Origin of the sequence: Lentzea sp. NPDC058436, assembly GCF_042721515.1 — a bacterium.
Classification (GTDB): domain Bacteria; phylum Actinomycetota; class Actinomycetes; order Mycobacteriales; family Pseudonocardiaceae; genus Lentzea.
Genome location: NZ_JBHXLF010000003.1, coordinates 984235 through 1008007 on the forward strand (window position 1 = coordinate 984235; position 23773 = coordinate 1008007).

General features: G+C 68.9%; 22 protein-coding genes. 3 read left to right on the forward strand and 19 right to left on the reverse strand.

Annotated features, from left to right (window positions below; genetic code table 11):
• Positions 1 to 40: 40 nt before the first annotated feature.
• From ACFWN2_RS18400 to ACFWN2_RS18420, 5 genes are all read right to left on the reverse strand, one after another.
• On the reverse strand, positions 41 to 562 hold the full coding sequence (locus ACFWN2_RS18400) for a snapalysin family zinc-dependent metalloprotease (RefSeq protein ID WP_382428687.1): 522 nt from the start codon (positions 560 to 562) through the stop codon (positions 41 to 43).
• A 375-nt stretch (positions 563 to 937) separates the two neighbouring features.
• A complete protein-coding gene (locus ACFWN2_RS18405; RefSeq protein WP_382428688.1) occupies positions 938 to 1534 on the reverse strand; it encodes an ATP/GTP-binding protein in 597 nt (198 codons plus the stop codon).
• Between the two features lie 16 nt (positions 1535 to 1550).
• Positions 1551 to 1973, reverse strand: coding sequence for a roadblock/LC7 domain-containing protein (locus ACFWN2_RS18410; protein WP_030468876.1), 423 nt, complete (start codon positions 1971 to 1973; stop codon positions 1551 to 1553).
• Positions 1970 to 4750 (reverse strand): nitrate- and nitrite sensing domain-containing protein, encoded by a 2781-nt coding sequence (locus tag ACFWN2_RS18415; protein ID WP_382428689.1) that lies wholly within the window; start codon positions 4748 to 4750, stop codon positions 1970 to 1972. The genes ACFWN2_RS18410 and ACFWN2_RS18415 overlap by 4 nt, the downstream gene beginning before the upstream one ends.
• A 219-nt stretch (positions 4751 to 4969) precedes the next feature.
• Positions 4970 to 5971, reverse strand: a complete 1002-nt coding sequence (locus ACFWN2_RS18420; RefSeq protein WP_382428690.1) for an ABC transporter substrate-binding protein — start codon at positions 5969 to 5971, stop codon at positions 4970 to 4972.
• A 200-nt stretch (positions 5972 to 6171) separates the two neighbouring features.
• Between ACFWN2_RS18420 and ACFWN2_RS18425 the strand changes: the two genes are divergently transcribed.
• A complete protein-coding gene (locus ACFWN2_RS18425; protein WP_382428691.1) occupies positions 6172 to 7341 on the forward strand; it encodes a 4-hydroxybenzoate 3-monooxygenase in 1170 nt (389 codons plus the stop codon).
• A 174-nt stretch (positions 7342 to 7515) separates the two neighbouring features.
• Positions 7516 to 8244 carry an IniB N-terminal domain-containing protein gene (locus ACFWN2_RS18430; RefSeq protein ID WP_382428692.1) on the forward strand — a complete coding sequence of 243 codons (729 nt, stop codon included), beginning with the start codon at positions 7516 to 7518 and terminating at the stop codon, positions 8242 to 8244.
• Between the two features lie 184 nt (positions 8245 to 8428).
• On the opposite strand, the gene ACFWN2_RS18435 is transcribed toward ACFWN2_RS18430, so the two are convergent.
• The 13 genes from ACFWN2_RS18435 to ald form a co-directional block, all read right to left on the reverse strand.
• Positions 8429 to 9226 (reverse strand): ABC transporter ATP-binding protein, encoded by a 798-nt coding sequence (locus tag ACFWN2_RS18435; RefSeq protein ID WP_382428693.1) that lies wholly within the window; start codon positions 9224 to 9226, stop codon positions 8429 to 8431.
• Positions 9210 to 9977 (reverse strand): ABC transporter permease, encoded by a 768-nt coding sequence (locus ACFWN2_RS18440; protein ID WP_382428694.1) that lies wholly within the window; start codon positions 9975 to 9977, stop codon positions 9210 to 9212. The genes ACFWN2_RS18435 and ACFWN2_RS18440 overlap by 17 nt, the downstream gene beginning before the upstream one ends.
• Entirely contained in the window at positions 9974 to 10552 is a 579-nt protein-coding gene (locus ACFWN2_RS18445; RefSeq protein ID WP_382428695.1) for an ABC transporter permease, read from the reverse strand. Before ACFWN2_RS18445 ends, ACFWN2_RS18440 begins: the two co-directional genes overlap by 4 nt.
• Before the next feature lie 245 nt (positions 10553 to 10797).
• Positions 10798 to 13530 (reverse strand): helix-turn-helix domain-containing protein, encoded by a 2733-nt coding sequence (locus ACFWN2_RS18450; protein WP_382428696.1) that lies wholly within the window; start codon positions 13528 to 13530, stop codon positions 10798 to 10800.
• 115 nt (positions 13531 to 13645) lie between these two features.
• The gene (locus tag ACFWN2_RS18455; protein ID WP_382428697.1) at positions 13646 to 16360 is read right to left on the reverse strand and encodes an XRE family transcriptional regulator; all 2715 of its coding nucleotides are present in this window, start codon (positions 16358 to 16360) and stop codon (positions 13646 to 13648) included.
• A gap of 176 nt (positions 16361 to 16536) precedes the next feature.
• The gene (locus ACFWN2_RS18460) at positions 16537 to 17271 is read right to left on the reverse strand and encodes a pseudouridine synthase (RefSeq protein ID WP_382428698.1); all 735 of its coding nucleotides are present in this window, start codon (positions 17269 to 17271) and stop codon (positions 16537 to 16539) included.
• Positions 17264 to 18232, reverse strand: a complete 969-nt coding sequence (scpB, locus tag ACFWN2_RS18465; protein WP_382428699.1) for an SMC-Scp complex subunit ScpB — start codon at positions 18230 to 18232, stop codon at positions 17264 to 17266. Before scpB ends, ACFWN2_RS18460 begins: the two co-directional genes overlap by 8 nt.
• Complete coding sequence (locus ACFWN2_RS18470; protein ID WP_382428700.1) at positions 18229 to 19071, reverse strand: segregation and condensation protein A; 843 nt, start codon at positions 19069 to 19071, stop codon at positions 18229 to 18231. Before ACFWN2_RS18470 ends, scpB begins: the two co-directional genes overlap by 4 nt.
• The gene (locus ACFWN2_RS18475; RefSeq protein WP_382428701.1) at positions 19068 to 19388 is read right to left on the reverse strand and encodes a hypothetical protein; all 321 of its coding nucleotides are present in this window, start codon (positions 19386 to 19388) and stop codon (positions 19068 to 19070) included. Before ACFWN2_RS18475 ends, ACFWN2_RS18470 begins: the two co-directional genes overlap by 4 nt.
• Positions 19385 to 20308 carry a ParA family protein gene (locus tag ACFWN2_RS18480; RefSeq protein WP_382428702.1) on the reverse strand — a complete coding sequence of 308 codons (924 nt, stop codon included), beginning with the start codon at positions 20306 to 20308 and terminating at the stop codon, positions 19385 to 19387. The genes ACFWN2_RS18475 and ACFWN2_RS18480 overlap by 4 nt, the downstream gene beginning before the upstream one ends.
• Positions 20309 to 20409: 101 nt before the next feature.
• Entirely contained in the window at positions 20410 to 20739 is a 330-nt protein-coding gene (locus ACFWN2_RS18485; protein WP_382428703.1) for an ArsR/SmtB family transcription factor, read from the reverse strand.
• A gap of 24 nt (positions 20740 to 20763) precedes the next feature.
• Positions 20764 to 21639 carry a site-specific tyrosine recombinase XerD gene (gene xerD, locus ACFWN2_RS18490; RefSeq protein WP_382428749.1) on the reverse strand — a complete coding sequence of 292 codons (876 nt, stop codon included), beginning with the start codon at positions 21637 to 21639 and terminating at the stop codon, positions 20764 to 20766.
• 8 nt (positions 21640 to 21647) lie between these two features.
• Positions 21648 to 22718 carry an alanine dehydrogenase gene (ald, locus tag ACFWN2_RS18495; RefSeq protein ID WP_382428704.1) on the reverse strand — a complete coding sequence of 357 codons (1071 nt, stop codon included), beginning with the start codon at positions 22716 to 22718 and terminating at the stop codon, positions 21648 to 21650.
• A gap of 53 nt (positions 22719 to 22771) precedes the next feature.
• On the opposite strand from ald, the gene ACFWN2_RS18500 reads away from it, so the two are divergent.
• Entirely contained in the window at positions 22772 to 23380 is a 609-nt protein-coding gene (locus ACFWN2_RS18500; protein ID WP_382428705.1) for an NINE protein, read from the forward strand.
• Here ACFWN2_RS18500 and ACFWN2_RS18505 read toward each other — a convergent pair.
• On the reverse strand, positions 23377 to 23772 hold the full coding sequence (locus tag ACFWN2_RS18505; RefSeq protein ID WP_382428706.1) for a DUF2752 domain-containing protein: 396 nt from the start codon (positions 23770 to 23772) through the stop codon (positions 23377 to 23379). The genes ACFWN2_RS18500 and ACFWN2_RS18505 overlap by 4 nt on opposite strands.
• Position 23773: the final 1 nt, after the last annotated feature.

Consider the following 23773-nt stretch of genomic DNA (forward strand, 5'->3'; position numbering starts at 1 on the left):
GTTGTGGCCGTCAGGGAGGCCACAACCACTCAGCGGTCGCCTAGGCCGCGTCCTCGAACGTCGTCGCCTGAACCGTCGCGCTGCCGCCGAAGTTCCGGACGACCTCCGCCTTCTCGCGGGCGTTCGGGTTGGCGTTCGTGCACGACGTGCCGGCGCTGGCACCGGACATCAGGTCGGTGCACAGGCCCGTGCGGCGGTCCGGCAGACCCAGGATGTGGCCGAGCTCGTGCGCGGCGATCCGGGTCGTGTTGTGGCCTTCGTTGACCGCCTGGCGGCCCATCCAGACCCGGCCGTTGCCGAGGCTCGTCGTCTGGGCACGCGGCCAGCCGTTGTCCGCGACGATGGTGATGTTCACGGACCCGCTGTTCCGCTTCACCAGCTTCACGGTGTTGGGCAGCTGCGTGTTCCACACGTTCGCGCCGGCGTCGACGGCCGCCACGAACTCGGCCGCGCCGGCCGAGTTGTAGTAGAGCGTGCGGGGCGCTGCCTCGGCGGTGCCGATGAGACCGATCGACATGGCGGCGACACTGCCGGCCACGGCGATAGTTTTGCGCAGGGACACAGGAATCTCCTCGCAATGCAGGGTGATTGCACCCCGACTGTATCGCTGCGGCGTTGGCGCACAAGAAGAGTCAAGTGTGAAGCGGCGCTGCCACGGTCCAGTCCGTTCGTAGGTGATCATCGCGCGGCCGGTGCTGTTGTGCTGCGTGGCGAGCGGAAACGCGCCCTACGACCGGACCCCTCGCGCGGTTCCGCCGCGGACGGGGCGCCGCCGATCGGACGTATAACTCTTCACACGCGCTGGTGCTGATGGACCGGAAGGCGCAACGGTCAGGAGCGGCCGATCTCGGCGAGCAGCGACCGCACACGCGAACGGGGCCGGTGCCCGTGGCACCGGCCCCGTGTATTCCGCGGGAGCGGGTCTAGCGGTGTGTCCCTAGGCGAACGACGGCTGGCGCAGCGCGTGCTCCACCAGCGCGATCAGGATCTGCTTCGTCGACTGCCGGTTCCGTGCGTCACAAGGAATTATCGGCACCGACGACGGGATCGTCAGCGCGTCGCGGATCTCCTCGGCCCGGTGGTGCATGAGGCCGTCGAAGCAGTTCACCGCGATCACGTACGGCAGGTCGCGGTCCTCGAAGAAGTCGATGGGCGCGAACGCGTCGTCGATCCTGCGGGTGTCGACCATGACCACCGCACCGATGGCGCCGCGGACCAGGTCGTCCCACATGAACCAGAACCGGTGCTGACCGGGCGTGCCGAACAGGTAGAGGATCAGGTCCTTGTCCAGCGACACGCGGCCGAAGTCCATGGCCACCGTGGTGGTCACCTTGTCCGGCACGTGAGACAGGTCGTCGACTCCCACCGAGGCCTGCGTCATGACGGCCTCGGTGGTGAGCGGGGTGATCTCGGAGACCGACCCGACGAACGTCGTCTTGCCGACACCGAACCCACCGGCGACGACGATCTTCGACGACACCACGTTCAGGTCGGCGCCAGGTGACCCCGGACGACCCGGAGCACCGTTGCTCATGGGAACTTCCTTCTTCTCAGGCTCGCATGGAAACGTGCAGCTGGGCTCTGATCTCCGGCGTCAGCTGGAGACCGACCCGCTCCACCAGCCGGGTCATCGCGTAACCGATGAGACCGATGTCGCAGTTGGGCGCGGCGAGCACTGCGAGGCAGGACCCGTCGCTGATCGACATCAGGAAGAGATAGCCCCGCTCCATCTCGACGACGGTCTGCTTGACCTCACCGGCCTCGAAGCAGCGCGCCGCTCCGAGGTTCAGCGAGACCAGACCGGACGAGACGGCGGCGAGCTGCTCCGCGCGGTCGTGCGGCAGACGGTCAGACGATGCGAGCAGCAGGCCGTCGGCGGAGACGACGATGGCGTGCGCGACGCCGGCCACCCTGCTGACGAAGTCCTCGACCAGCCAGCTGAAGTTGTCCAGTTCCTCAGTCGCGGTGGTCACTGGCGTTCCCTTTCTGCGATCACGGGGATGCCACCGACGGCCGAGTCGAAGAGCGAGTCTCGGCCCATCTGGACACCCTTCTGGTACGTGGCGAACCGCTGGCGCAACCTGTCGGCCGACCGGGCGGGGATGGCGGCGGCGGTCGCCAGCTGGGGGGCAGGAGACGACGGCTTCGGCAGCGAACCGGGGACCAGGCGCGCCTTGGGCACGCGCTTGGGCAGACCGTTCTCCGTCGTCTGCGCGGCGGCGCCGTTGTCCAGCGCTCCCGCGGCCTTCCAGCCTTCGTCGGCCGCTCCCCAGTCGGAGTCGGCGTAGTCGGCGACCGCACGCGGCACCGCCGTTGGTGCCTCGATCTTCACGGTGTCCGCCGAACGCTGCCGCTTGGGCAGGCCGTTCACGGTGGCGGGCTCCGCGTCCTCGTCCTCGGCCTCGGCGTGGTCCGGCTCCGCTGCCGGAACAGCCTTCGCGGAGGGCGCGGCGGGTTCGGGCGCCGAGGGGGTCTGGAACCACCTCGACAGGTCGTCGTGCGAGATCAACGGCTCGTCGACGATCGCGGGGAAGATCTCCGTCGCGGGGTCGGCTGGACGATCCGCCGGCGGCTCGTAGGAGTACCCGTCCTCGGCCGCGTCCTCCGACGCCTCGATCCGCGCGGTGAACAGGCCGTCCGTGGACGTCTGCTCGATGCGGTGCCTGCCGGAGTTCTCCTCGGCGGTGGCGGGCGACGGCACGACGACCGGGTGCTCCGGAGTCCACTTCGGAACGCCGGACAGCACCTCGCCGGGGTTGGTGGTCTCCACCGCGGACTGCGCCGGTGCGGCAGGCAGGGGCAGCGCGGGCGCCGCTCCCTTGTGCAGCAACGAGACCGGCAGGATCACCTGCGCGGTGACGCCACCCTCTATGTCGTCGTTGTTCGCGAGCGTCACGCGGATCTCGTGGCGCTTCGCGAGCTGGCCGACCACGAACAGGCCCATCTCGCGGGCCACCGAGACGTCGACCTCCGGCGGCTCGGCGAGCTTCGCGTTGAACTCGGCGACCTCGTTCTCCTGGATGCCGACGCCGCGGTCGTGGATGCGGATGGCGACTTCACCCTTGCGGGTCTCTATCGTCCGCACCGTCACCTTGGTGGTGGGCTTGGAGAACGCCGTCGCGTTGTCGAGCAGCTCGGCCACGAGGTGCGCGAGGTCGTTGACCACGCGGCCCTGCACCATCAGCTCCGGCGTCGGCGCGATCTGGACGCGCGCGTACTTCTCCACCTCGGACACCGCCGCGCCGAGCACCTCGGCGATCGCGACGGGCCGGGTGACGCGGCGGTTGACCGTCGTGCCGGAGAGCACGAGCAGGTTCTCGCTGTTGCGGCGCATCTGCGTCGCGAGGTGGTCGAGCTCGAACAGCGACGCCAGGTGGTCGGGGTCCTGCTCGTCCTGCTCGAGCCGGTCGATCACGCTGATCTGCCGCTCCACCAACGCCTGCGAACGCCGCGACAGGTTGATGAACATGTCGTTGACGTTCGCGCGCAGTGCCACCTGCTCGACGGCGAGGCGGACGGCCTCGCGCTGCACGAGGTCGAACGCCCGCGCGACCTGCCCGACCTCTTCGGTCGTGTGGATCGGCACCGGGACGATCGCCTCTTCGGCGGCACGCTCCGGCTCGCGGTGCGAACGAATTCGCTGGATCGCCTCGGGCAGCTGGTTGCGGGCCACGTCGAGCGCGCTGCGGCGCAGCACGCGCAGCGGCCGCAGCATGGACTGCGCGACCATCGCCATGAGACCGAACGCGATCAGCAGCGAGACGGCGACCAGACCCGCGTCACGCCAGGCGTCCGACCGAGCGGTGTCGGCGAGACGGGTGGTCGTCGCGTCGGCCTGGCCCTCCAGGTCGGCCGCGACCTCGCGAACCAGGTTCGCGGTGTCCTGGCCGATCTTCAGGACCTCGGCGTCCGTGATGGACACCGGCTTGCGCTCGAAGTCCTGCGCGAGCGCGAGCCGCACGAGCCGGTTGCGACCGTCCACGGCCGCACCCGACACGACGTCCTGGAACCTCTGCCTGTTCTCCGGCGACGCGGCGTCGTTGAACTCGCCGAACGCCGCGTCCAGACGGGACTGCGCGGCGCGCAGCTCGTCAGCCGCACCGGGAGCGAAGCTCCGGCGCAGCGCGGTGGACGTCAGGATCGCGTTCTGCTGACCCAGCTGCTCCTGCGCGGTGTAGAGCGCCTGCGCGGCGGCGACCAGCGGCACGATCTGCGGCTCGCTGAGGCTGGAGATCGCCGCGCGGTGCACCTGCCCGAGCGAAGCGATGATCTGGTTGTACGCCGCGATCACCGCGATGTCGGGGTACTTGGTGGTCAGCAGGGTGACGCGCAAGCTGCCCAGTCCGTCGAGGGACTGCAGCGATTTGGTGAAAGACTCCTGCAAGGGCGCGCTCAGGGCCGAAGCCGTCGCGCCCGAATCCCGGTACTTGCCCAGTTCCACATCGGTGAGGCCCGTCCGGGCGGCGTGCTCGGGGCACGCGTTCTGCCTGCCGGCGGCCACACACTGCACTGCCCAGTCACGTTCGACCTGTAGAGCGTTTTCCACCTTCGCGGCCTGGTGGCTCACGGCGAGCTCGCGCTGGACGCTGCCGAAGAGTTCGACGTCGTCGAGCTGGGTGTTCAGCCTCAGGCCCGCGAGAGTCGCGGTGCTCAGGGCCGGAACTAGCAACACCACTGCGAGCTTGCTCCGCAACCGCCAGTTGCGTAGGCGGAACCGGTCGATGCCTCGCTGGTCCTCACGACCGCGCACCGTCAACACTCCCCGCCCCGTTTAATAGCAGCAAACCTGGTGGATCTTGGAGTAAAACGCGCTGTTCTCATACCGCCGTTCGGACGACAAAACAGTGGTTCGAGAATCAACAACTTTGCACTGCGCGGCTAAACGGCCTCCGCGCGATAATTCTTATGGCGGAAACGATCGCGCGGGTGACCGCGATCACGGCCTGATCACAGTCACCCGCGCGGTTCGTCAACTGCCGGAGGGCTGGATGAGCATCGGCTTGACGTCGAGCTCCTTGTCCATCATCTCGTAGCGCACCATCAGCTGGACGACGCGCTGCAGGCGCGTCGCGTCGAGCGTCGTCGGGAACGCGCCGAAGTGGACAAGACCTGCGGTTTCCTTGTCGACCTTGGCGTACTCGACGAGCAGCGGCTCGACCGTGGGGCGGTCGGTCGCGGCGGCCTGGCCCTTGGCCATCGCGCGCTGGAAGGCGGCGACGGTCTTGGGGTTCTCCTTGGCGAAGGCACCGCTGGTCGCGTAGCCCGCGATCGGGATGTTGTCCGTCGGGCCGGACGCGGCGTCGAGCACCTTGATCTGGCCGGCGGCCCGCTGCGCGCGGGTGATGAACGGCTCGACCATGAAGGCGGCGTCAACGGTCTTGTTCTGGACCGCCGCCTGCATGTCCGGGAACGGCATCTCCTTGAACTTGACGGTCTTCACGTCCACGTTCGCGGCCTCGAGCGTGGCCTTCGCGGTGAGCTCCGCGATGTTCTTGAACGTGTTGATCGCGATCGTCTTGCCGGCGAGGTCGGCAGGAGTCTTGATCGCCGAATCACCGTTCGCCAAGATCAGGAACATGTCGGGTTTCGCCTGGTAGCCGTCCGAGATCAGCTTGATCCCGTCGACCGACTTGGCAGCGTCCTTCGATTGGGCGGCGAAGAACGAGACCCAGTTGCCGAACGAGAAGTCCAGCTCCTTGTTGACCAGGCCGGGGATGGCCGCGGCGCCACCCTGGATGACCTTGAGCTCGACTTCGAGCCCCTCGGCCTTGAAGAAACCCTGCTTGATCGCCACGTGAACGGAAGCCACGTCGAGAATCGGCAGGACCCCGAGGGTGATCTTGCTCTTCTCGACCGGACCGCCACTGGCGTTCGCGTTCGACGAGCTGGGGGCCTGCTCTGTGCCGCCGAGCGCACCACAGCTCGCCACGGTGGCGAGCAGCGTGGCAAGGGCGATGCCACGGATGGCCATACGGCGGACTCTTCGAGTCATCGGGAGCACTCTCCTGTCGGAGCGGTGTCGTCGTTGCGGGGGGAAAGATCGCGACGGTCAACCACTCAGAGTAAGGATGCTGCTCCAAAAGACCCCAGTTGACCGACACGAGCAGGTTCAAGTCCACTACCTGCGGTGAGCATCTAAGCACAGCAGGTCTAGGGCTAGGAGAACCCCAGTTGAAGCGCGCTGTGACCGTTGTCGGCGCTGGGCCGGCCGGTCTGACCTTGGCAAACCTGATCCAGCAATCAGGTATCGACTGCATCGTGCTCGAAAAAGCTAGTCGATCCCATGTGGAAACCCGGCCACGGGCAGGAGTCCTGGAGCACCGCTCTGTAACCATGTTGGAGTCACTCGATCTGGCAGATCGTTTGCTGATGGAAGCAGACCGTCACGGAACGTGTGAATTCCGCGTGAGCGGCAGGGCCTTCCAGGTGTCCTACAGCGACCTCTACGGGGGCCGCGAGCACTTCGTCTACCCCCAGCAGGAAGTGGTCAAGGACCTCATCGGGGGATTTGTGGACAGAGGAGGTGACATCCGGTTCTCGGTCAGCGACGTGGAGTTGCGGGACCTCACGTCCTCGCAGCCGTCGGTGGCGTTCACCAGCGAAGACGGCGTCCGCGAAACCATCGAGAGCGACTTCGTGGCAGGGTGTGACGGATTCCACGGCGTGAGCCGGCCGTCCATTCCGGAAGGGGTGCTGACGGAGTTCACGCACCAGCACGGGATCGAGTGGCTGACCATTCTCGCAGAGGCCCCTCCGTCGACTAAAGCAACCATTTACGCGTTGCACGACGACGGATTCGCGGGACACATGTTGCGGTCGGCCACGGTATCCCGCTTCTATTTGCAGGTACCGGTCGGAACAAAGGCCTCGGATTGGTCCGACGAACAGGTCTGGGAAGCACTCCACAAACGCTTCGCACTGCACGACTCGTCATGGACGCTTTCCGAGGGAAAGATCATCGAGAAGCGCGTGCTCGACATGCGCAGCCATGTGGTCGAGCCGATGTCCTACGGCCGGCTGTACCTGTTGGGTGACGCAGCACACATCATCACCCCGGTCGGCGCCAAGGGCATGAACCTCGCGATGAACGACGCCGCAACCTTCGGACGTGCGCTTATCGACTTCTACACCACCGGATCCGAGACCGGTCTCAAGACCTACTCGGAGGACTGCCTGCGCCGCGTGTGGAGGGCGCAGGAATTCTCGCAGTGGATGGTGAACATGATCCACACGGACGTGAGTTCGCCGTTCTTCGGACGGTTGGCCCAGGCGAGGCTGGAGCACCTGGCGGAGTCCCCGGCGTACCGGGCGACCTTCGCGGAGAACTACGTCGGGCCGTGACACAAAAGTCCCACCCTCAAGGGTGAAATCCCCGCCCCCCTAACGGGTGACCCCCCTCCCCCTAGGGGTCTCGCTAAGTCACAATCTGGGGCCAACTCCCGATGCTGGGGGATGTCGTTCGTCCATACGGTTCAGCACGACATCCCCCGATCCAGCTACAGGAGCTTGAGTTTCATGAGCACCCAGCAGACGCTGCACGACTTCACCCTCGACCTCCTCGGCGACCTGGACGCCCGTCAGGCGTTCCAGCTCGACCCGGAGGGCACCCTCGAAGCCGCTGGTCTGGGTGACATCTCGCCGGTCGACGTCCACGAGATCCTGCCCCTGGTGCTCGACAGCGCGTCCGTCGTGAAGATCGACGCGGTCGACCAGGTCCTGGCCGGTGCGGGCGACCTGACCGCCGTCGACAGCCTCAAGCTCCTCACGGGCAGCGTCGACGGTGTCACGGGCATCGCGGGCATCGCCGCCCCCTCCTCCGTCACCGCGCTGGTCACCGACTTCGGCGGCCTCGGCGACGTGACCAAGACGCTCGACGTGGTCGACGCCGACAAGGTCGTCACGAGCGTCACCGGCATCGCGACCGACAACTCCGTCGTCTCCCAGGTCACCGACGTCGCGGACGTCCACGGCGTGGCCGGTGTGACCGACGTGCTGGTCAAGGACCTCGACGCGGACGTCCTCGTGAAGGACGTCGTGGACACCGACGTGCTGGTCAAGGACGTCGTCGGCGACGTGGACGTCAAGGACGCCGTGGACCTCGGCCACAACGTGGTGCAGGACGTCGCTCAGGTCGGCGACGTGCACGCCGACCTCGGCAAGGTCGTCGACGACGTGAAGATCGGTGACGTCGACCTGCTGCACGACGGCATCGCCAACGGCAACGACTTCGACCTCCACCTCTGAGTCACGGAGGCGCCTGGCCCTCGTCCAGGCGGCTTCCAGGGGACCTGTGACGGGCGCTGTGCGCTCTGCCCCCGAGCGCGGGCGTCCGTCTCCCCCGACAGTGCCGAAACCCTCCCGCAGGCACTGAGAACGCAGCTGAGCCCCGGACCGCGGTGGTCCGGGGCTCAGCTGTTCGGAACGACTGTCAGGACGAGACGGTCTCGCTGAGGGACTCCCGTTCCGCGGCGGCCCACTTGTCGACGTCGATCGACGGCTTGCCGACGTTCAGCAGCCGCGCCACCTTGGAGCGCAGCGCCACGAAGGCCTCGTCGGTCCGCGTCGTCACCTGGTCGCGCTCGGCGGGCAGCGGAACGTCGAGGTCCGCCACCAGCTTCGCGGGCGAGTTGGAGAGCACCAGGATGCGGTCACCCAGGTACACCGACTCGTCGATGTCGTGCGTGACAACAAGAACCGTCGTGTCGTGTTCACGGCGCACGCGCAGCAACAGGTCCTCCAGTTCGAAGCGGGTCTGGGCGTCCACCGAGGCGAACGGCTCGTCCATCAGCAACAGCGCCGGCCGGAACGCCAGAGCACGCGCGATCGCCACACGCTGTTGCATACCACCGGAAAGCTGCCACGGCCGCTTCTTCGCGGCCCCGGCCAGACCCACCCACTCCAGCGCCTCGGCGGCGCGAGCACGGCGCTCGGCGCGCGGCAGGGACCGCAGCGGGAACTCGACGTTGCCCTGCACGGTGAGCCAGGGGAACAACGAGCGCGAGTAGTCCTGGAACACCACCGCGAGGTGGGATCCCTTCAGGGACACGTCACCGCGGGAAGGCGCGATGAGCCCCGAGATCGTGCGCAGCAGTGTGGACTTGCCGCACCCGGAGGGTCCGACCACGCACACCAGCTCGCCGGCGCGGACGGTGAACGTGAGGCCACCGATGGCCTCGTAGTCGCCGTAGGTGTGGCCCAGGTCGGCCACCTCAAGCATGTTGCTCATCCCTGCTCCTCGGTTGCCAAGCCAAAGCCCTGCGTTCCACCGCCAGAAGCACGGTGTTGAGTCCGTAGCCGAGCACGCCCAACAGGACGATGCCCGCCCACATGCGCGTGTAGTCGAACTCGCGCTGTGCCGTCATGAGTTGCGAACCGATGCCGTTGTCCGTGCCCACGAGCTCGGAGATGACCATCAGCACCAGGGAGAGCGACAGCGACACCCGCAGTCCCGCGAAGATCTTCGGAGAGGCCGCGGGCAGCACGACTCCCAGAACCCACTGGTAGCGAGGGATCTGGAAGACCGCGGAAGTGTCCACTTTGGTCACGTCGACGGAACGGGCGCCGTCGACCGTGTTGAGCAGCACCGGCCAGATGACGCCGAAGACGATCGTGGCGAGCTGCATCGACGTGCCGCCCTTGAACAGCAGCAGGAACACCGGCACCAGCGCGGGCGGCGGGATCGACCGCAGGAACACCAGCAGCGGTCCCGCGTACTCCATCGCCCGGTCGGAGCGGCCCAGCAGCATGCCGAGCGCGATGCCGATGAGCGAGGCGATCGCCCAGCCCGACAGCAGCCGTCCGATCGACGGCAGGATGTGCTCGGTCACGTTCTCCGGTTCGAGGACCCACCACTCCCAGGCCGCCTCCACGATCTCGGAGGGCGGGGGGAAGAACGGGTCGTCGGCCAGCACGCCGAAGACCTGCCACACGACGATCAGACCGGCGAACACGGTCCACCGTTGAAGGAACTTGTTCACCAGGCCACCCAACGCCGGCGGATGCGCTCAAGACCGTTGTTCAGCAGGACGCCGAGCACGCCCGCGACCACGGTGCCGACGAGCACCTGGTCCATCCGGCCGGGCCCGCTGCGGGCCTCCATGATGAAGTAGCCCAAGCCGATCTGGCTGCCGGCCATGAGCTCCACGCTGACCATCACGATCAACGCCGTGGTGGCCGCGAGCCGGATTCCGGTGAGGACGAACGGCAACGCGCTCGGCAACGCCACGCGGAAGATCACGCCGACACGTCCGGTGCCGAAGACCCGGGACGTCTCGACGAGCAACGGGTCCAGTTCGTCGAGCGCGTAAATGGTGTTGAAGAGGATCGGCCACAGTGCCGCGTAGACCGCGAGCGTGATCTTCGTTTCCGGGCCGAAGCCCAGCATCACGAGCGCGAGCGGAATCAGTGCCACAGAAGGGATCGGGCGCAGGAACTCGATGACCGCGCGGGTCGCGTGGCGCACGGCCGGGACGCTGCCCAGCACGAGTCCACTCGGCACCGCGATGGCTATCGCTATGCCGATCGCGATCAGCACGGCCAGAACCGTTGCCACGACATGACTGATGAATTCGGGAGAGGTCAACTGCGTCACGAGCTCGCCGAACACGACAGATGGTGGCGGGAGCGCGTCTGCAGGTAGGAGGGGGGAGCGTCCTAAGAGCTCCCAGAGCGCGAGGAATCCGGCTATGCCGATGAGTCCCCGTGTGAACGCACGCACTCGGTCACCCTAGAGAGTGGATCTCCAGTTCACAATGCGTGCTTGCTCAACTCCGGCTTGTTCTCGCGCATCGCGTCGGTTCAGCAGACTTCGACGCGCTCCACTTCGCCGAAACTCTTCACCCATTCGGAGTCCGTGAGCCGTGCTCCGTCTTTTTCACACATCCTCTTGATGATGCTGCCGGTGTCGAGGTCGTACGGCAGCAGCTCCGGGTCCTGGCCCCCGCTGCGCACGAGGAAGTCCCGGTTCTGCGGCCGGTACACCGCGCGCGTCGAGGCGCCGTGCCCGACGACGTACGCGAGCCGGTCCGCCGAACGGTCGTTCGTGTAGAGCTGGTGCACCTCGAACACGTTGTCGCGCACCACGGCCACGCGGCCGTCGTCGGAGAACGTGACGCGCGCTCCTGCCCGCAACGCCGTGTCGAGCCGTGTGCGCAGCACGGGCGACTCGCTCGGCACGCGCTGCCACACCTCGACGACCGACTCCGGCGAGGAGTGCTCGACGGCGAGCCAGCGCCCGTCCCCGCTGTAGGTGATGCCGCGGACGTACACGTGCTGGGACAGCGGCGGCGCGGCGGGTTCGAAGGTGCCGCCGATGCTCCAGAACTCGATGGTCGTGGTGCCGGTGGCCGCGTCCCACGTGCCGGTGGCGAGCTCGCGGCCGTCCTGGCTCAGCGCGACGGTCTCCGGGTCGCGCACCGGCATCGGCAGCTTGCGCAGGGTGCGCGGGTCGCTCAGGTCGTAGATCTCCGCGTGCTCGGTCTCGTCCGGCGTCGGCAGACCGACCTCGACCGCGTCGCCGACCTTGCCGACGATCCGCGAGCCGTCCGGGCTGAGGTCGAGCGTGCGGAACCTGGCCGGCAGCGCCGTGAGGTACGTGATGTCGTTCGCGTCGTTGACGGCCCACAGGTGCTCTCGGCCGTTGTCGTCCTTCGTGACCGCACGGCGTTCGGCGAGCTTCACGACGCGGTGGCGGTCGGCGAACTTCCTGCCCGGCTCCGCCCTGTCCTCGTCGATGCTCCACATCCGGTCGGTGCCGTCCTGGTCGGTCACCGCCGCCATCTCGCCGCGCGGGGCGACAACGACGTCCGCGTCGTCCTTGGGCGTGCCGGTGAACGGGATGCCGCGCGTGACCGCGCTCGACAGCCGCAGCACCTTCTCGGCCTCCGCCGACGGACTGACCTCGTAGCCGACCAGCGCGTACCGGTCCGCGTACGGCCGCCGTTGCTCCAGCAGCGACTCGGACTGCGACAGCGCCTTGCCGCCCAGTTCGCGGTCGTACATCTCGGTGATCTTGCGTTCGTTCGAGAGGGCGTAGACGACCGTGCCGGGCACCAGCGCGATCAGCACCGCCATGACCGCGATCAACGCCGTCGAGCGCCGCGTCTCGCGTTTGGTGCTGATGTCGACGAACTGGCGTTCCTGCACCGTCAAGAACCCGCCGAGCTCCTTGGCCTTGCGCAGCCGCACGCCCCGGTAGAGCGCCAGCGGGTCGCGGTCGCTCGACTCCCACAGCTCGATCGCGGTGACGAGCTGCTGGTGCGTCCGCAGGGTGTCGCGTTCCTCGTCGATCCAGCCGGCGAGCCGGGGCCAGCCCAGCACGGCGTCGTGGGTGAGCTCGGCGCCGTCCTCGGTGAGCGTCACCAGCCTGGCCTTCACGAGCAGGTCCAGCAGAGCCGCGTCGACGTCGAGCCTGCGGGTGCGGCGTTGCACGATCCCGTTGCGCAGCAAGGAGACGAGCCTCAGGAAGAACTGCCTCGCCGCCCGCTGCTCGTCCTCGCCTAGCTGGGCGAAGAAGGCCTCGGCGCCCTGCGCGACGACGTGCCCGATCCCGCCGGACTCCTCGAAGCCCGCGAGCGACAGCGTCATGCCGCGCTTGCGCCGCCACGTCTCGACCAGCGCCTGCTGCACCAGCGGCAGGGCGTGCTGGTTCGCGGCGTCGGCGACCAGTCGCGCGATCACCGCGGTCTCGACGGTGGCGCCGATCTTCGCGGCGGGTTCGGTGATCGCGCGGCGCAGTTCGTCCGCGCTCATCGGCTCGACGGTGATCTCGGTGGCGGTGACGCCCGCGGCCTGCCAGCGCTGGTGGTGGTCGGCGCGCACGGAGAGCACGACGTGGGGGCAGCGGGTGACGGCGGTGACGAACCCGTCCGCGTCGAGCGCCTTCTCGGCGTCGTCGACGAGCAGCACGAGACCCGGCCGGTGCTGGCGGATCCGCAGCCGGACGTGGTCCGGGTCCTCGCGGAACTCCTCGGCCAGCTGGTCCGCGGTGGTGTTCTCGAAGACCTCGGCGAGGGCGACGGCCAGGTCGTGGATCGGGTCGTGCGCGGGCGTGACCACGACGGCATCGTCCAGGGCGGGCAGCAGCCCCGCGCGCAGCAGTGACGTCCGGCCGGACCCGGAAGGGCCGACGACGACGGTGACGGGCGTGGCCCTGACCGACTCGGTGACCTGCTCCACGAGGGACTCACGCCCGAAGAAGTGCTTCGCGTCGTGTTCGGTGAAGGGAGCGTTGCCGGGGTACGGCGCGTTCGGGAGCAACGGCTGCGCGTGCTCGACGGCGAGCTCCCGCCAGCGCTTGGTCCACGGCGCGGGGTCGGCCTCGCAGGCCCGCACGAACGCGAGCGTCAGGGCGAGCGACGGCAGCTTGCGCCCACCGGCCGCGTCGGACAACGCGGTCGGCGAGTAGTTCGCGCGCCTGGCCAGCTCGCGATAGCTCGGTTTGCCCGCCTGATCACGCAGTCTGCGCAGGTCACCGGCGAACCGCAGCAGCGCGGTGTCCTCCGGGCCCAGCGGACGTTCCCCTCTTGGCATGCCGCCTCCCGGCCGGATTGTCCACCAGAGGTTCGCACTCCGTCTAACGGCCCGCTAACCCTCCACCATCTTCCAGTGTGCTTCGTGATCGTTTCACCTGCCGCACGCTGCGACTTCAGTCACGACATGGAGGGGTGAACTCAAGACCGCCGAAGTACTGCTCCCACTCCTCGCGGCTCATCCGGGGAATGGCCTGCTCGCAGATCCGGACCGCGGGCTCGCGCGGGTCGGCGTTCCACAGCCGCACCGCCCTGTCCGCACCACCCGTCACGACCTCGTCGCCCTGGGGCGTCAGGCCGACCGCGGTGACCGGCCCCGCGTGCCCGCGCAGCAGCGCCTGCTCCACCGGTTCGCCGTCACCGAGCAGCCAGAGCCGCACCAGGCCGTCGTCGGTGGCGACCGCGACCCGGCCGCCGCCGAGCCAGGCCGACGTCACCTCGCCACCACCGGACGGGATCTCGGCGCGCAGGACCGGGTCGCGCGGGTCTGCGGTGTCCCAGAGGTGCACGGCCGTGCCCGCAGTGGTCAGCAGCGCGCCGTCGCCGGCGAACTGGGCGCTGCCGGCGAACTCCCTGGTCAGCGACAGGAGCTTGACGTCCCGCAGGTCGGTGACGTCGGCCAGGTGCACGGCGCGGCCCGTCGTGACGGCGGCGAGGACCTGGCCGTCCTGGCGGAACGACAGGCCCGCCAGCGGTCCCAGGCCGAGCTGGGCCGTGGTGAGGAGCCTCGGGCGGTCGCGGCGCAGGTCCGTCCAGAAGCTCAGGGCGCCGTCCGCGTCGGTGGTGACGAGAGTGGTGCCCTGCCAGGCGATCGCCACGGCACGCACGGGGAGCACGGTGAGTTCACGCGGCTTGCCGAGGGACACGTCGACGACGTGCACGGCGCCGTCCTCGCTCACGGACGCCACGAGGCCGCCGGTCGAGTCCATCGCGAGCGCGGTGACGGCACCGGAGTGCCGGGTGGCGTCGTAGGAGGTGCGCGGCGACGGCAGGTCGGTCAGCGAGGTGAGCACGACGGTGCCGTCGCGGTACCCGGTCGCGACCTGCTGCTGCGTCGGGCCGACGACGAGGGCGGTGACCTCGGACTGGGCTTCGCGCAGCACCTGCGAGGGCACGTCCTCCTGCCGCAGGCCGTTGCGCGCCTGGGGCAGCGGCACGAGCCGGTAGGCGGCGAGCGCGATCTGCTGGGCCAGCGAGGGGTTCGTGGAGCGCAGGGCGGCGGCCTCCCCCACGGCCCGCAGGACGGCGGCGTTGGCGCGTTGCTCGTCGGCGGTCCTGTTGGCCTGCAGGGCGAACGCGGTCGAGCTGGCGGCGACGACCACGAGCGCGGCGAGAGCGGCGAGCAGCTGGCGTTGACGGCGGGTGCGTCTTCGCGCGCTCAGCGACACCTCTTCTTCCGCGGCCCTGCTCGCGGCGAGGAAGGCGCGTTCCCCGGCGTTGAGGAACAGTCCTTCGGGGACGTTCGCCAGGCGGCGTCCCCGGAACAGCACCCCGGCGTCGCGGTCGAGCGACTCCCACGTCTGCGTGGCGTGCGTGAGTTCGCGCTGTGCCTTGATGTTCTCGCGTTCGTCCTCGACCCAGCGCTGGAGCGTGGGCCAGCCGCGGATCAACGCCTCGTGCGCCAGTTCGACGCCGTCGCGGTCGATCACGACGAGCCGCGCCGCCGCCAGCGCGAACAGCACCTCGTCGTCGGCTTCGAGCTCGGCCTGGTGCGCGCGCCGCTTCGTGTCCTCGGCCGTGACGAGCCGCAGCAGGATCCGCCTGGCCTGCTCCTGCCCCCGTGCGGACAGGCCGTCGAAGACCTCCTGCGCGGTGCGGGCGACGGCGTGGTCAAGACCGCCGACCTCCTCGTACCCGGCGAGCGTCAGCGTCATGCCGCGCCGGTGCTGCCAGGTCTGCGCGAGCGCGTGCGACAGCAACGGCAACACGGCCGCCTGCCCCACCGCGTCGGCCATGAGCCTCGCCAGCAACGCGGTCTCGACCTTGGCCCCGACGGCCGCAGCGGGTTCGGTGATGGCGAGCCGGAGCTCGTCCGGCGTCATGGGGCCGAGCAGGAGTTGAGCGCCTTCGAGCGCCTCGACGAGGTCGGGAAGCTGCGCGCAGTGACCGTAGTAGTCGGCGCGGACGCCGATGACGACCTTCTCGCACCCGATGAGCGCCGTGACGAGCCACTGGCGGAGCTCCTCGTTGCGGCACAACGTGAACAGCTCCTCGAACTGGTCCACGACCACGAGATGCCCGTGCCTGGCGCGCAGCTGCTCCGGGTCCTTGAGTTCGTCCGCGAGCGCCACCGCCTCCTCCCCGGTGAGCCGGGCGAGCGCGATCGCGCACTCCTCCACGGGGTTCGCGCCGGGCGTGAACAACAGCACCGGCCCGCGCGTGCGGGCGATGAGCCCGGCCCGCAGCAACGACGACTTCCCCACACCGGACGGTCCGAACAGGCCGGTGAACCGGTTCCTCGTGGAGAGCAGCTCGGCCGTCAATCGCTCGCGCCCGAAGAACTTCGGCGCGTCACCGGGCTGGAACATCGCCAGCCCCACGTAAGGACTGTCGTTGCTGCCATGGGGTTCCGACTCGGCCACGGCACGCCACCGCCGGGCCCACTCCTCCGGGTCACCGTCACAGGCCTTCGCATAGGCCTTCGTCACCGCGAGACTCGGCAACTTCCGCCCACCGGCGGCCTCCGACAAGGCAGCCGCCGAGTAGTGCGCCCGCCGGCTCAGCTCCCGGTAGGTAGGGCTGCCCGCGCGCTCCCGCAGCCGGCGCAGATCCGCCGCGAACCGCAGGAGACCGCTCTCGCCCTCGTCGAGAGGGCGTTCCCGTCTCGGCATCCCGTCATTGTTCAGAGAACTTTGTTCAGCGGCCAACACATGACCGTGAACAACCCGTTCGCCCTAACGTCTGTGGAGACGCAACTACACGGGGAAGACCCGGTGCTCGCGCCCCGAACCGGCGCCGGAGTGGCCGTGGGTGGCGACACGCGACGCCACCCACGGCTCACGGGGTTCTAGAGACCGACGAGCTTGTACAGCCCGCCGACCTCCTGGCGGTTCAGCACCCGCATCGAACCGGGGCGCTGGTTGCCTAGCGAGACGTCACCGATCGCCACGCGCACCAGCGACTGCACCGGGTAGCCGGCGGTCTCCAGCAGGCGGCGGACGATGTGCTTGCGGCCCTCGTGCAGCACGACCTCGACCAGCGCCTTGCCGGGCACGGCGCTGATGAGCTTGAAGGAGTCGACCTTGACCGGTCCGTCCTCCAGCTCGATGCCCGCCTTGAGCTTCTTGTTCAGGCCCTTCTCGACCGGGCCGGGAACCTCGGCGAGGTACGTCTTCTTGACGTTGTAGCTGGGGTGCATCAGCCGGTGCGCGAGCTCACCGTCGTTCGTGAGCAGCAGCAGGCCCTCGGTCTCGGCGTCGAGGCGCCCGACGTGGAACAGCCGCTCCTTGCGGTTGCGCACCAGGTCGCCGACGCACGGGCGGCCCAGGTCGTCCTCCATCGTGGAGAGCATCCCGTACGGCTTGTTCAGCACGAGCGTGACGACGTCCTCGCGGATCTGCACCCGCACGCCGTCGACGTGCACGATCGCCGTCTCGGGGTCGATCCGGCGCCCCTGCTCGCGCACGACCTGGCCGTCGACCTGGACCCGCCCCTGCTCGATCAGCTCTTCGGAAGCGCGGCGCGAGGCGATACCCGCCTGCGCGAGCACCTTCTGCAGGCGCACGCCCTCGTTCTCAGACATCGTCGATCGCATCCACTTCGGGCAGCAGCGGGGCGATCGGAGGCAGGTCGCTCAACGAGGACAGCCCCAACCGCTCCAGGAACAGTTCGGTCGTGCGGTACAGGATCCCACCCGTGTCGCTGTCGGTGCCCGTCTCCTCGATGAGCCCCCGTGCGACCAGGGTCCGGATCACACCGTCGACGTTGACGCCACGAACCGCCGCGATCCGCGCCCGCGTGACAGGCTGCCGGTAGGCGATCACCGCGAGCGTCTCCAGGGCCGCACGGGTGAGTTTCGCGCGCTGGCCGTCGAGCAGCAGCTTCTCCACGAACGGGGCGAACCGGTCCCGCGTGTAGAACCGCCAGCCGTCCCCCGCCCTGCGCAGGTCGATGCCACTGCCGGACTCGGTGTACCGGGTGGAGAGTCTACGGAGTGCCTGCTTGATTCGCTTAACCGGCTGCTCAAGGGCACTGCTGAGAGCGTCCTCGGCGATCGGGCTGTCCACGACCAGGAGCACGGACTCCAGCGCGGCCTCGAACGTCGCGTCGTCGGAGAGGTCCGGCAGGCCGGAGTCCTCGATCGCCTCCTCGGGGGCGGCGGCGAGGAGCTGGGCCTCCAGGGTGGCGGCGTCCTCGGTGTCGGCGGGGTCGGGCTCGTCCAGCACGACGGCGGCGGGAGCGGCGTCGTCGAGGGCGGCGTCAGGCTCCGCAGCGGAGTTGTCCACAGACTCGGCCTCTGACGTGCCGTTTTCGTCGGTGCCGCCCGATAGACTGGATTCCGGGGGCGGAGCCGTCTCGCCCGACCGCTTCGCCGCGGGCTCGGCGGCCTCCTCCAACTCCACGGCGGCCGGAGCGGCGTCGTCGAGAGCCGCGTCGGGCTCGGTCTCAGGCTCCGCGGTCTCCCCCGCCGCCCCGCCCCCGTCGAACGCCGGCCCCGGCTTCTCGACCTCCGCCGCGTCCGGCCCGACCAGTGGCTCGCTCATCCGCCGTAGTCCTCATCCTCGTCGCCGGCGTGCACCTGCGCCTGCGCGTCCTCCAACGTCCCGCCGACCCACGTCACCTGCAGCGGACCGAGCGGGTCCTCCTGCTCGAAGGCCAGCGACTTCTCCCGGTACAGCTCCAGCAGCGCCAGGAACCGCGCCACGACCTCCATGGTCTCGGTGCAGTCGGCGACGATCTCCGCGAACGACGCGGTGCCCTTCTCGATCAGCATCGCCCGCAGGACGTCCGCCGTCTCGCGGATCGACACGCGGTGCTGGTGGATGTGCGCGACCGACAGCGTGCGCTTCTGCTTCGGGCGGAAGGCCGCGGCCGCGATCAGGGCGAACCTGTCGGGTGTGACGCCGAGCATCACCTCGGGCAGCAGGCCCTCGAAGCGCGGTTCGAGCGACACCGAGCGCGGGTAGCGGCGGTAGGCGCCCTGCTCCAGCTCGGCGAACAGGGCCGCCACCTGCTTGTACGCGCGGTACTGCAGCAGCCTGGCGAACAGGAGGTCGCGGGCCTCCAGCAACGCGAGGTCGTCCTCGTCCTCGACGTCACCGGTGGGCAGCAGGCGGGCGGCCTTCAGGTCCAGCAGCGTGGCGGCGATGACCAGGAACTCGGTGGTCTCGTCGAGGTCCCACTTCTCGCCCATGCCGCGCAGGTGCGCGATGAAGTCGTCGGTGACCGTGTGCAGGGCCACCTCGGTCACGTCGAGCGTGTGCTGGGAGATCAGCTGCAGCAGCAGGTCGAACGGACCCTCGAAGTTCGTGAGCCGAACCTTGAACTTGCCGTCGTCGACCGGAGTCTCAGCAGGAGCTTCAGCGGGTGCTTCCTCTGTCACTGCTCGCGCAACCTGCGTACCAGCAACGACGCGTCACCGTGCGTCTCCAGGTCGTCGAGCACGATGGCGATCGCCTCGCGCACCACGCGGCCCCGGTCGACGCCCAGGCCGTAGGAGCCGCGCAACGCCAGCCGCGCCTGCTCCAGCGACAGCAGCTCCTCGTCGGACACGTAGACCGTGATCTTCGTGGTGTGCTTGGTGCGGCCGGAGCCACGGCGTTGCTGCGGGGCGTCCTCGGAGGAGGAGACCTCCGGCGCCGGGGCAGCGGTCAGCCGGAAGAGCTCCGCCGCCCCTGGCAGTGAAGGGCGACGGTTCACCGGGCGATCACCTCGCGGGCCAGCGCGCGGTAGGCGTTGGCACCGGACGAGCGCGGCGCCCAGCGGGTGATCGGCTCGCCGGCCACGGTGGTCTCCGGGAAGCGCACCGTGCGGTTGATGACGGCGTCGAACACGATCTCGCCGAACGCCTCCACGACGCGGGCCATGACCTCGCGCGAGTGCAGCGTGCGCGGGTCGTACATCGTGGCGAGGATGCCGGTGATGTTGAGCTTGGGGTTCAAGCGTTCCTTGACCTTCTCGATGGTGTCGATGAGCAGCGCCACCCCGCGCAGCGAGAAGAACTCGCACTCCAGCGGGATCAGCACACCGTCCGCGGCCGCGAGGGCGTTCACCGTGAGCAGGCCGAGCGAGGGCTGGCAGTCGACCAGCACGTAGTCGTAGTGGTCGATCACGGGACGGAGGGTGCGCACGAGCGTGTGCTCGCGCCCCACCTCCGACACGAGCTGGATCTCGGCCGCCGACAGGTCGATGTTGCTCGGCAACAGGTCCATGTCGTCGACCATCGTCTTGCGGATCACGTCGGGAACGGCGGTGTCGTTCTCCATGATCACGTTGTAGATCGTGGTTTCCAGCTGGTGCGGGTGCACGCCGAGGCCGACCGACAGCGCGCCCTGCGGGTCGAAGTCGACCAGCAGCACGCGGCGCCCGTACTCGGCCAGCGCCGCGCCCAGGTTGATGGTCGTCGTCGTCTTGCCGACGCCACCCTTCTGGTTGCAGACGGCCAGGATCTTCGCCGGGCCGTGGTGCAGGAGCGGCGGTGGGTCCGGGATGTGGCGACGCGGTCTGCCCGTCGGGCCGATGCCGTCGACCTGCTCGGTCGCGACGTCGTCGACCGGCGCGGCGTGCGGGGCCAGGTTCAGGTCGGCACGGGGCGCGAAGGCGTGCTCCGGTGTCGACATGGCTGGCGTTCCCTCACTGGTCGTAGTCGTCTCTCCGGGCGCAGCGTAGGCCGCACCCGTGCGAGCGGCAACGCGCCTCGCCGAGGTTTGTCAAGACTTGGTCAGACAGCGACATCCGTTCGTGTTCGCCGGTCGGCGGCTGTGAGGACCACGTCGAGCAGGCCCGGGAAGAGGAAATCCAGGTCATCGCGGCGCAGTGACACCCAGCGCTGGTTGCCGCGGCATCGTGTCCGTGTGAGGCCGGCTTCGCGCAACACGCGCAGGTGCTGGGAGAGAGTCGACTTCGCTACGTCAACCTCGAAGGCCCCGCACAGGCGTTCGCCGCTCAACTGGATCTGGCGCACGACCGCGAGCCTTGTCGGGTCACTCAGCGCGTGCAGCACAGCGGCAAGATCAATGGCCTGTGGGGACGGCTCGTCCAAGTTCGGCACCCGCCCACCGTACCCGTGGAAGCCTCATGTTCCAGAGGCCCGAGGGTGCGCAGTTGCGTAGACCTCCCTCAAAGTCGTAACGGTTACCAGTGTGTACACCTGAGTGGTCGTAACGGATGCGTGCCCTAGGAGTTCTTGCACCACCCGAACGTCAGCACCCCCTTCGAGCAGATGGGTGGCGAACGAATGCCGCAACGTGTGGGGAGACACCGCAGCGGTGATTCCCGCGTCCTCCGCGGCGGTCTTCAGAACCGTCCACGCGCTCTGCCGAGAGAGCCTTCCGCCCCGTGCGTTCAAGAACAACGCGGGCGTGCCACGCCCCTTCGCCGCGAGCGCGGGCCGTGCCCGAACCAGGTACGCGTCCACCGCGGCCAACGCCGGCCGCCCGACCGGAACCAGCCGCTGCTTGCCTCCCTTCCCGTCCAGCAACACCGTCCGCTCCGTGGCGTCGATGTCGTCCACGTCGAGCCCGACCACCTCGGAGATCCGCGCTCCCGTCGAGTACAGCAGCTCCAGCAGTGCCTTGTCCCTGAGGTTTCCCACAGTTTCCAGGAGGGTGAGAACCTCATTGATCGGTAAAGCCTTGGGCAAGCGCTTCGGCGGCGACGGCGGATGCACGGCACGTGCGACGTCATGTGGCACAACACCTTCACGGTGTGCGAAGCGGTGCAACCCGCGCACGGCAACCAACGTCCGTGCGGCAGATGACGCCGCAAGCCCGCTCTCGCGCAACACGGCGAGGAACTCACTCACCTGCGACTCCGTCACGGCCCCGAGTTCCGTGACACCCAACGTGTCCAGGTGCTCGGTGTAGCGGCGCAGGTCGCGCGTGTAGGAGTCGAGCGTGTTGCGGGCGGTGCCCCGCTCCACGGCGAGGTGGTCGAGATACGTCGCCACCAGCTCAGAAATCACGCCAGACCTTCCAAGACGATTTCCCCGTCACGCGCGTTGACACCCTCGGCCAGAGCGGGATCGTCCGCCACGGCACGCTCAAAACCCTTGTCCGCCAACGCGATGACGTACGGCAGCGTCACGTTCGTGAGCGCGTACGTCGACGTGTTCGGCACGGCACCGGGCATGTTCGCGACGCAGTAGAACACGGAGTCGTGCACGCGGTAGGTAGGTGCGTCGTGCGTCGTGGGCCGCGTGTCCTCGAAACACCCGCCCTGGTCGACCGCGATGTCCACGAGCACGCTGCCCGGCCGCATCCGCGACACCAGCTCGTTGCTGACGAGCTTGGGCGCCTTCGCACCGGGCACCAGCACGGCGCCGACCACGAGATCCGCCCAGCGGCAGGCCTTCTCGACCTCGTAGGCGTTCGACGCGATCGTCTGCAGGTGCCCGCGGTAGGTGAAGTCGATCTGCCGCAACCGGTTCACGTTGGTGTCCAGCACGACGACCTCGGCCTGCATGCCGACGGCCATGGTCGCCGCGTTCATCCCGGCGACTCCCGCGCCGATCACCGCGACCTTGCCCGCCGCGACACCGGGGGCACCACCGAGCAACACCCCGCGTCCGCCTTGGGCGCGTTCCAGGCAATGTGCGCCGACCTGCGCGGCCATCCGCCCGGCGATCTCGCTCATCGGCGCCAGCAACGGCAACGACCCGTCAGCGAGCTGCACGGTCTCGTACGCGATGGCGGTGATCCCGGACTCCACCACCGCGCGGGTGCACGACGGCGACGCCGCCAGGTGCAGGTAGGTGAACAGCACCTGCCCGCGCCGCATGCGGTGGTACTCGGGCTCGATCGGCTCCTTGACCTTCAGCACCAGGTCCGCGGCACCCCACACCTCGTCGGCGGTGGGAGCGATCCGCGCGCCCGCCGCCGCGTACTCCTGGTCGGGGAACGACGAGCCCGCGCCGGCGTCCTGCTCGACCACGACCGAGTGCCCGCGGCGCACCAGTTCGACCACTCCTGCGGGTGTGATGGCCACGCGGTACTCGTGGTTCTTGATCTCCTTTGGGACACCGACCAGCATCGTCGCAGCGTATTCCCGATGTCGATCTGCTGCATCGGATACCGTGCTGAGCCGTGTCAGAAGATTTCGGCCCGGAGCAGCAGCGCATCGGCAACCAGCAGCGCGAAGAGGCGATCACCGCCCTGAACGACCACTTCGCGATGGCGCGGCTCGACATCGGCGAGTACCAGGAACGCGTGAACCGCGCGTCCGGCGCGCAGAGCTACTTCGAGCTCGCGGAACTGTTCCGCGACCTCCCGCAGCCGCACCCGCCGTTCCTCGCGCCGCCGTCGGTGCCGTTCGCCGTGCCGCCGCCCCAGCCCACGCAGCCGTACTACCCGCCGCCCACGGGCCCGCAGCCGCAGTACGCGGTGCCGCCGCCCCCGCCCGGCATGGTCCCGCCCCCCGGCATGCTCCCGCCGGGCTACGGCAGCCCCGGCGCCCCGTTCGGGTTCGACCCGATCACCGGCGTTCCGCTGTCGGACAAGTCGAAGATCGCCGCGGGCGTGCTGCAGCTGTTCCTGGGCAACCTGGGCATCGGCCGGTTCTACACGGGCCACACGGGCATCGCGGTCGCCCAGCTGCTGACCTGCGGCGGCTGCGGCATCTGGTCGTTGATCGACGGGATCATCATCCTGGTCAACGGCGGCACGGACGCCCAGGGCCGCAAGCTCAGGGACTAGACGCCCGCGAGGTTGCGCCCCACGCCCCACAGCGCGGCCACGACGAGAACGGCGACACCGACTGACTTCGGCACGGATCGCCGTTCCCCGGTCCAGCGGTCGCGCGTCCACCGCGTGAACAGCCACACGGCCAGAGGAACGCCCAACGCGAGCATCACGGCGTTGAAGTGGAACGCGCTGACGACATCTCCGTGCAGCAGCGCGTGCACCATGCGCGTCACCCCGCACGCGGGGCAGTTCAGCCCCGTCAGCCAGTTGAACGGGCACTTCGGCAGCAGGTTGCCCGGCTTGGTCGGGTCGACGAACAGCAGCAGCACCACGCCCGCGCCACCGAGCGCGAGAACGCCGAAGGGCGCCTTCAACCGTCCGAAGGCGCCCTTCACCGTCTGCATG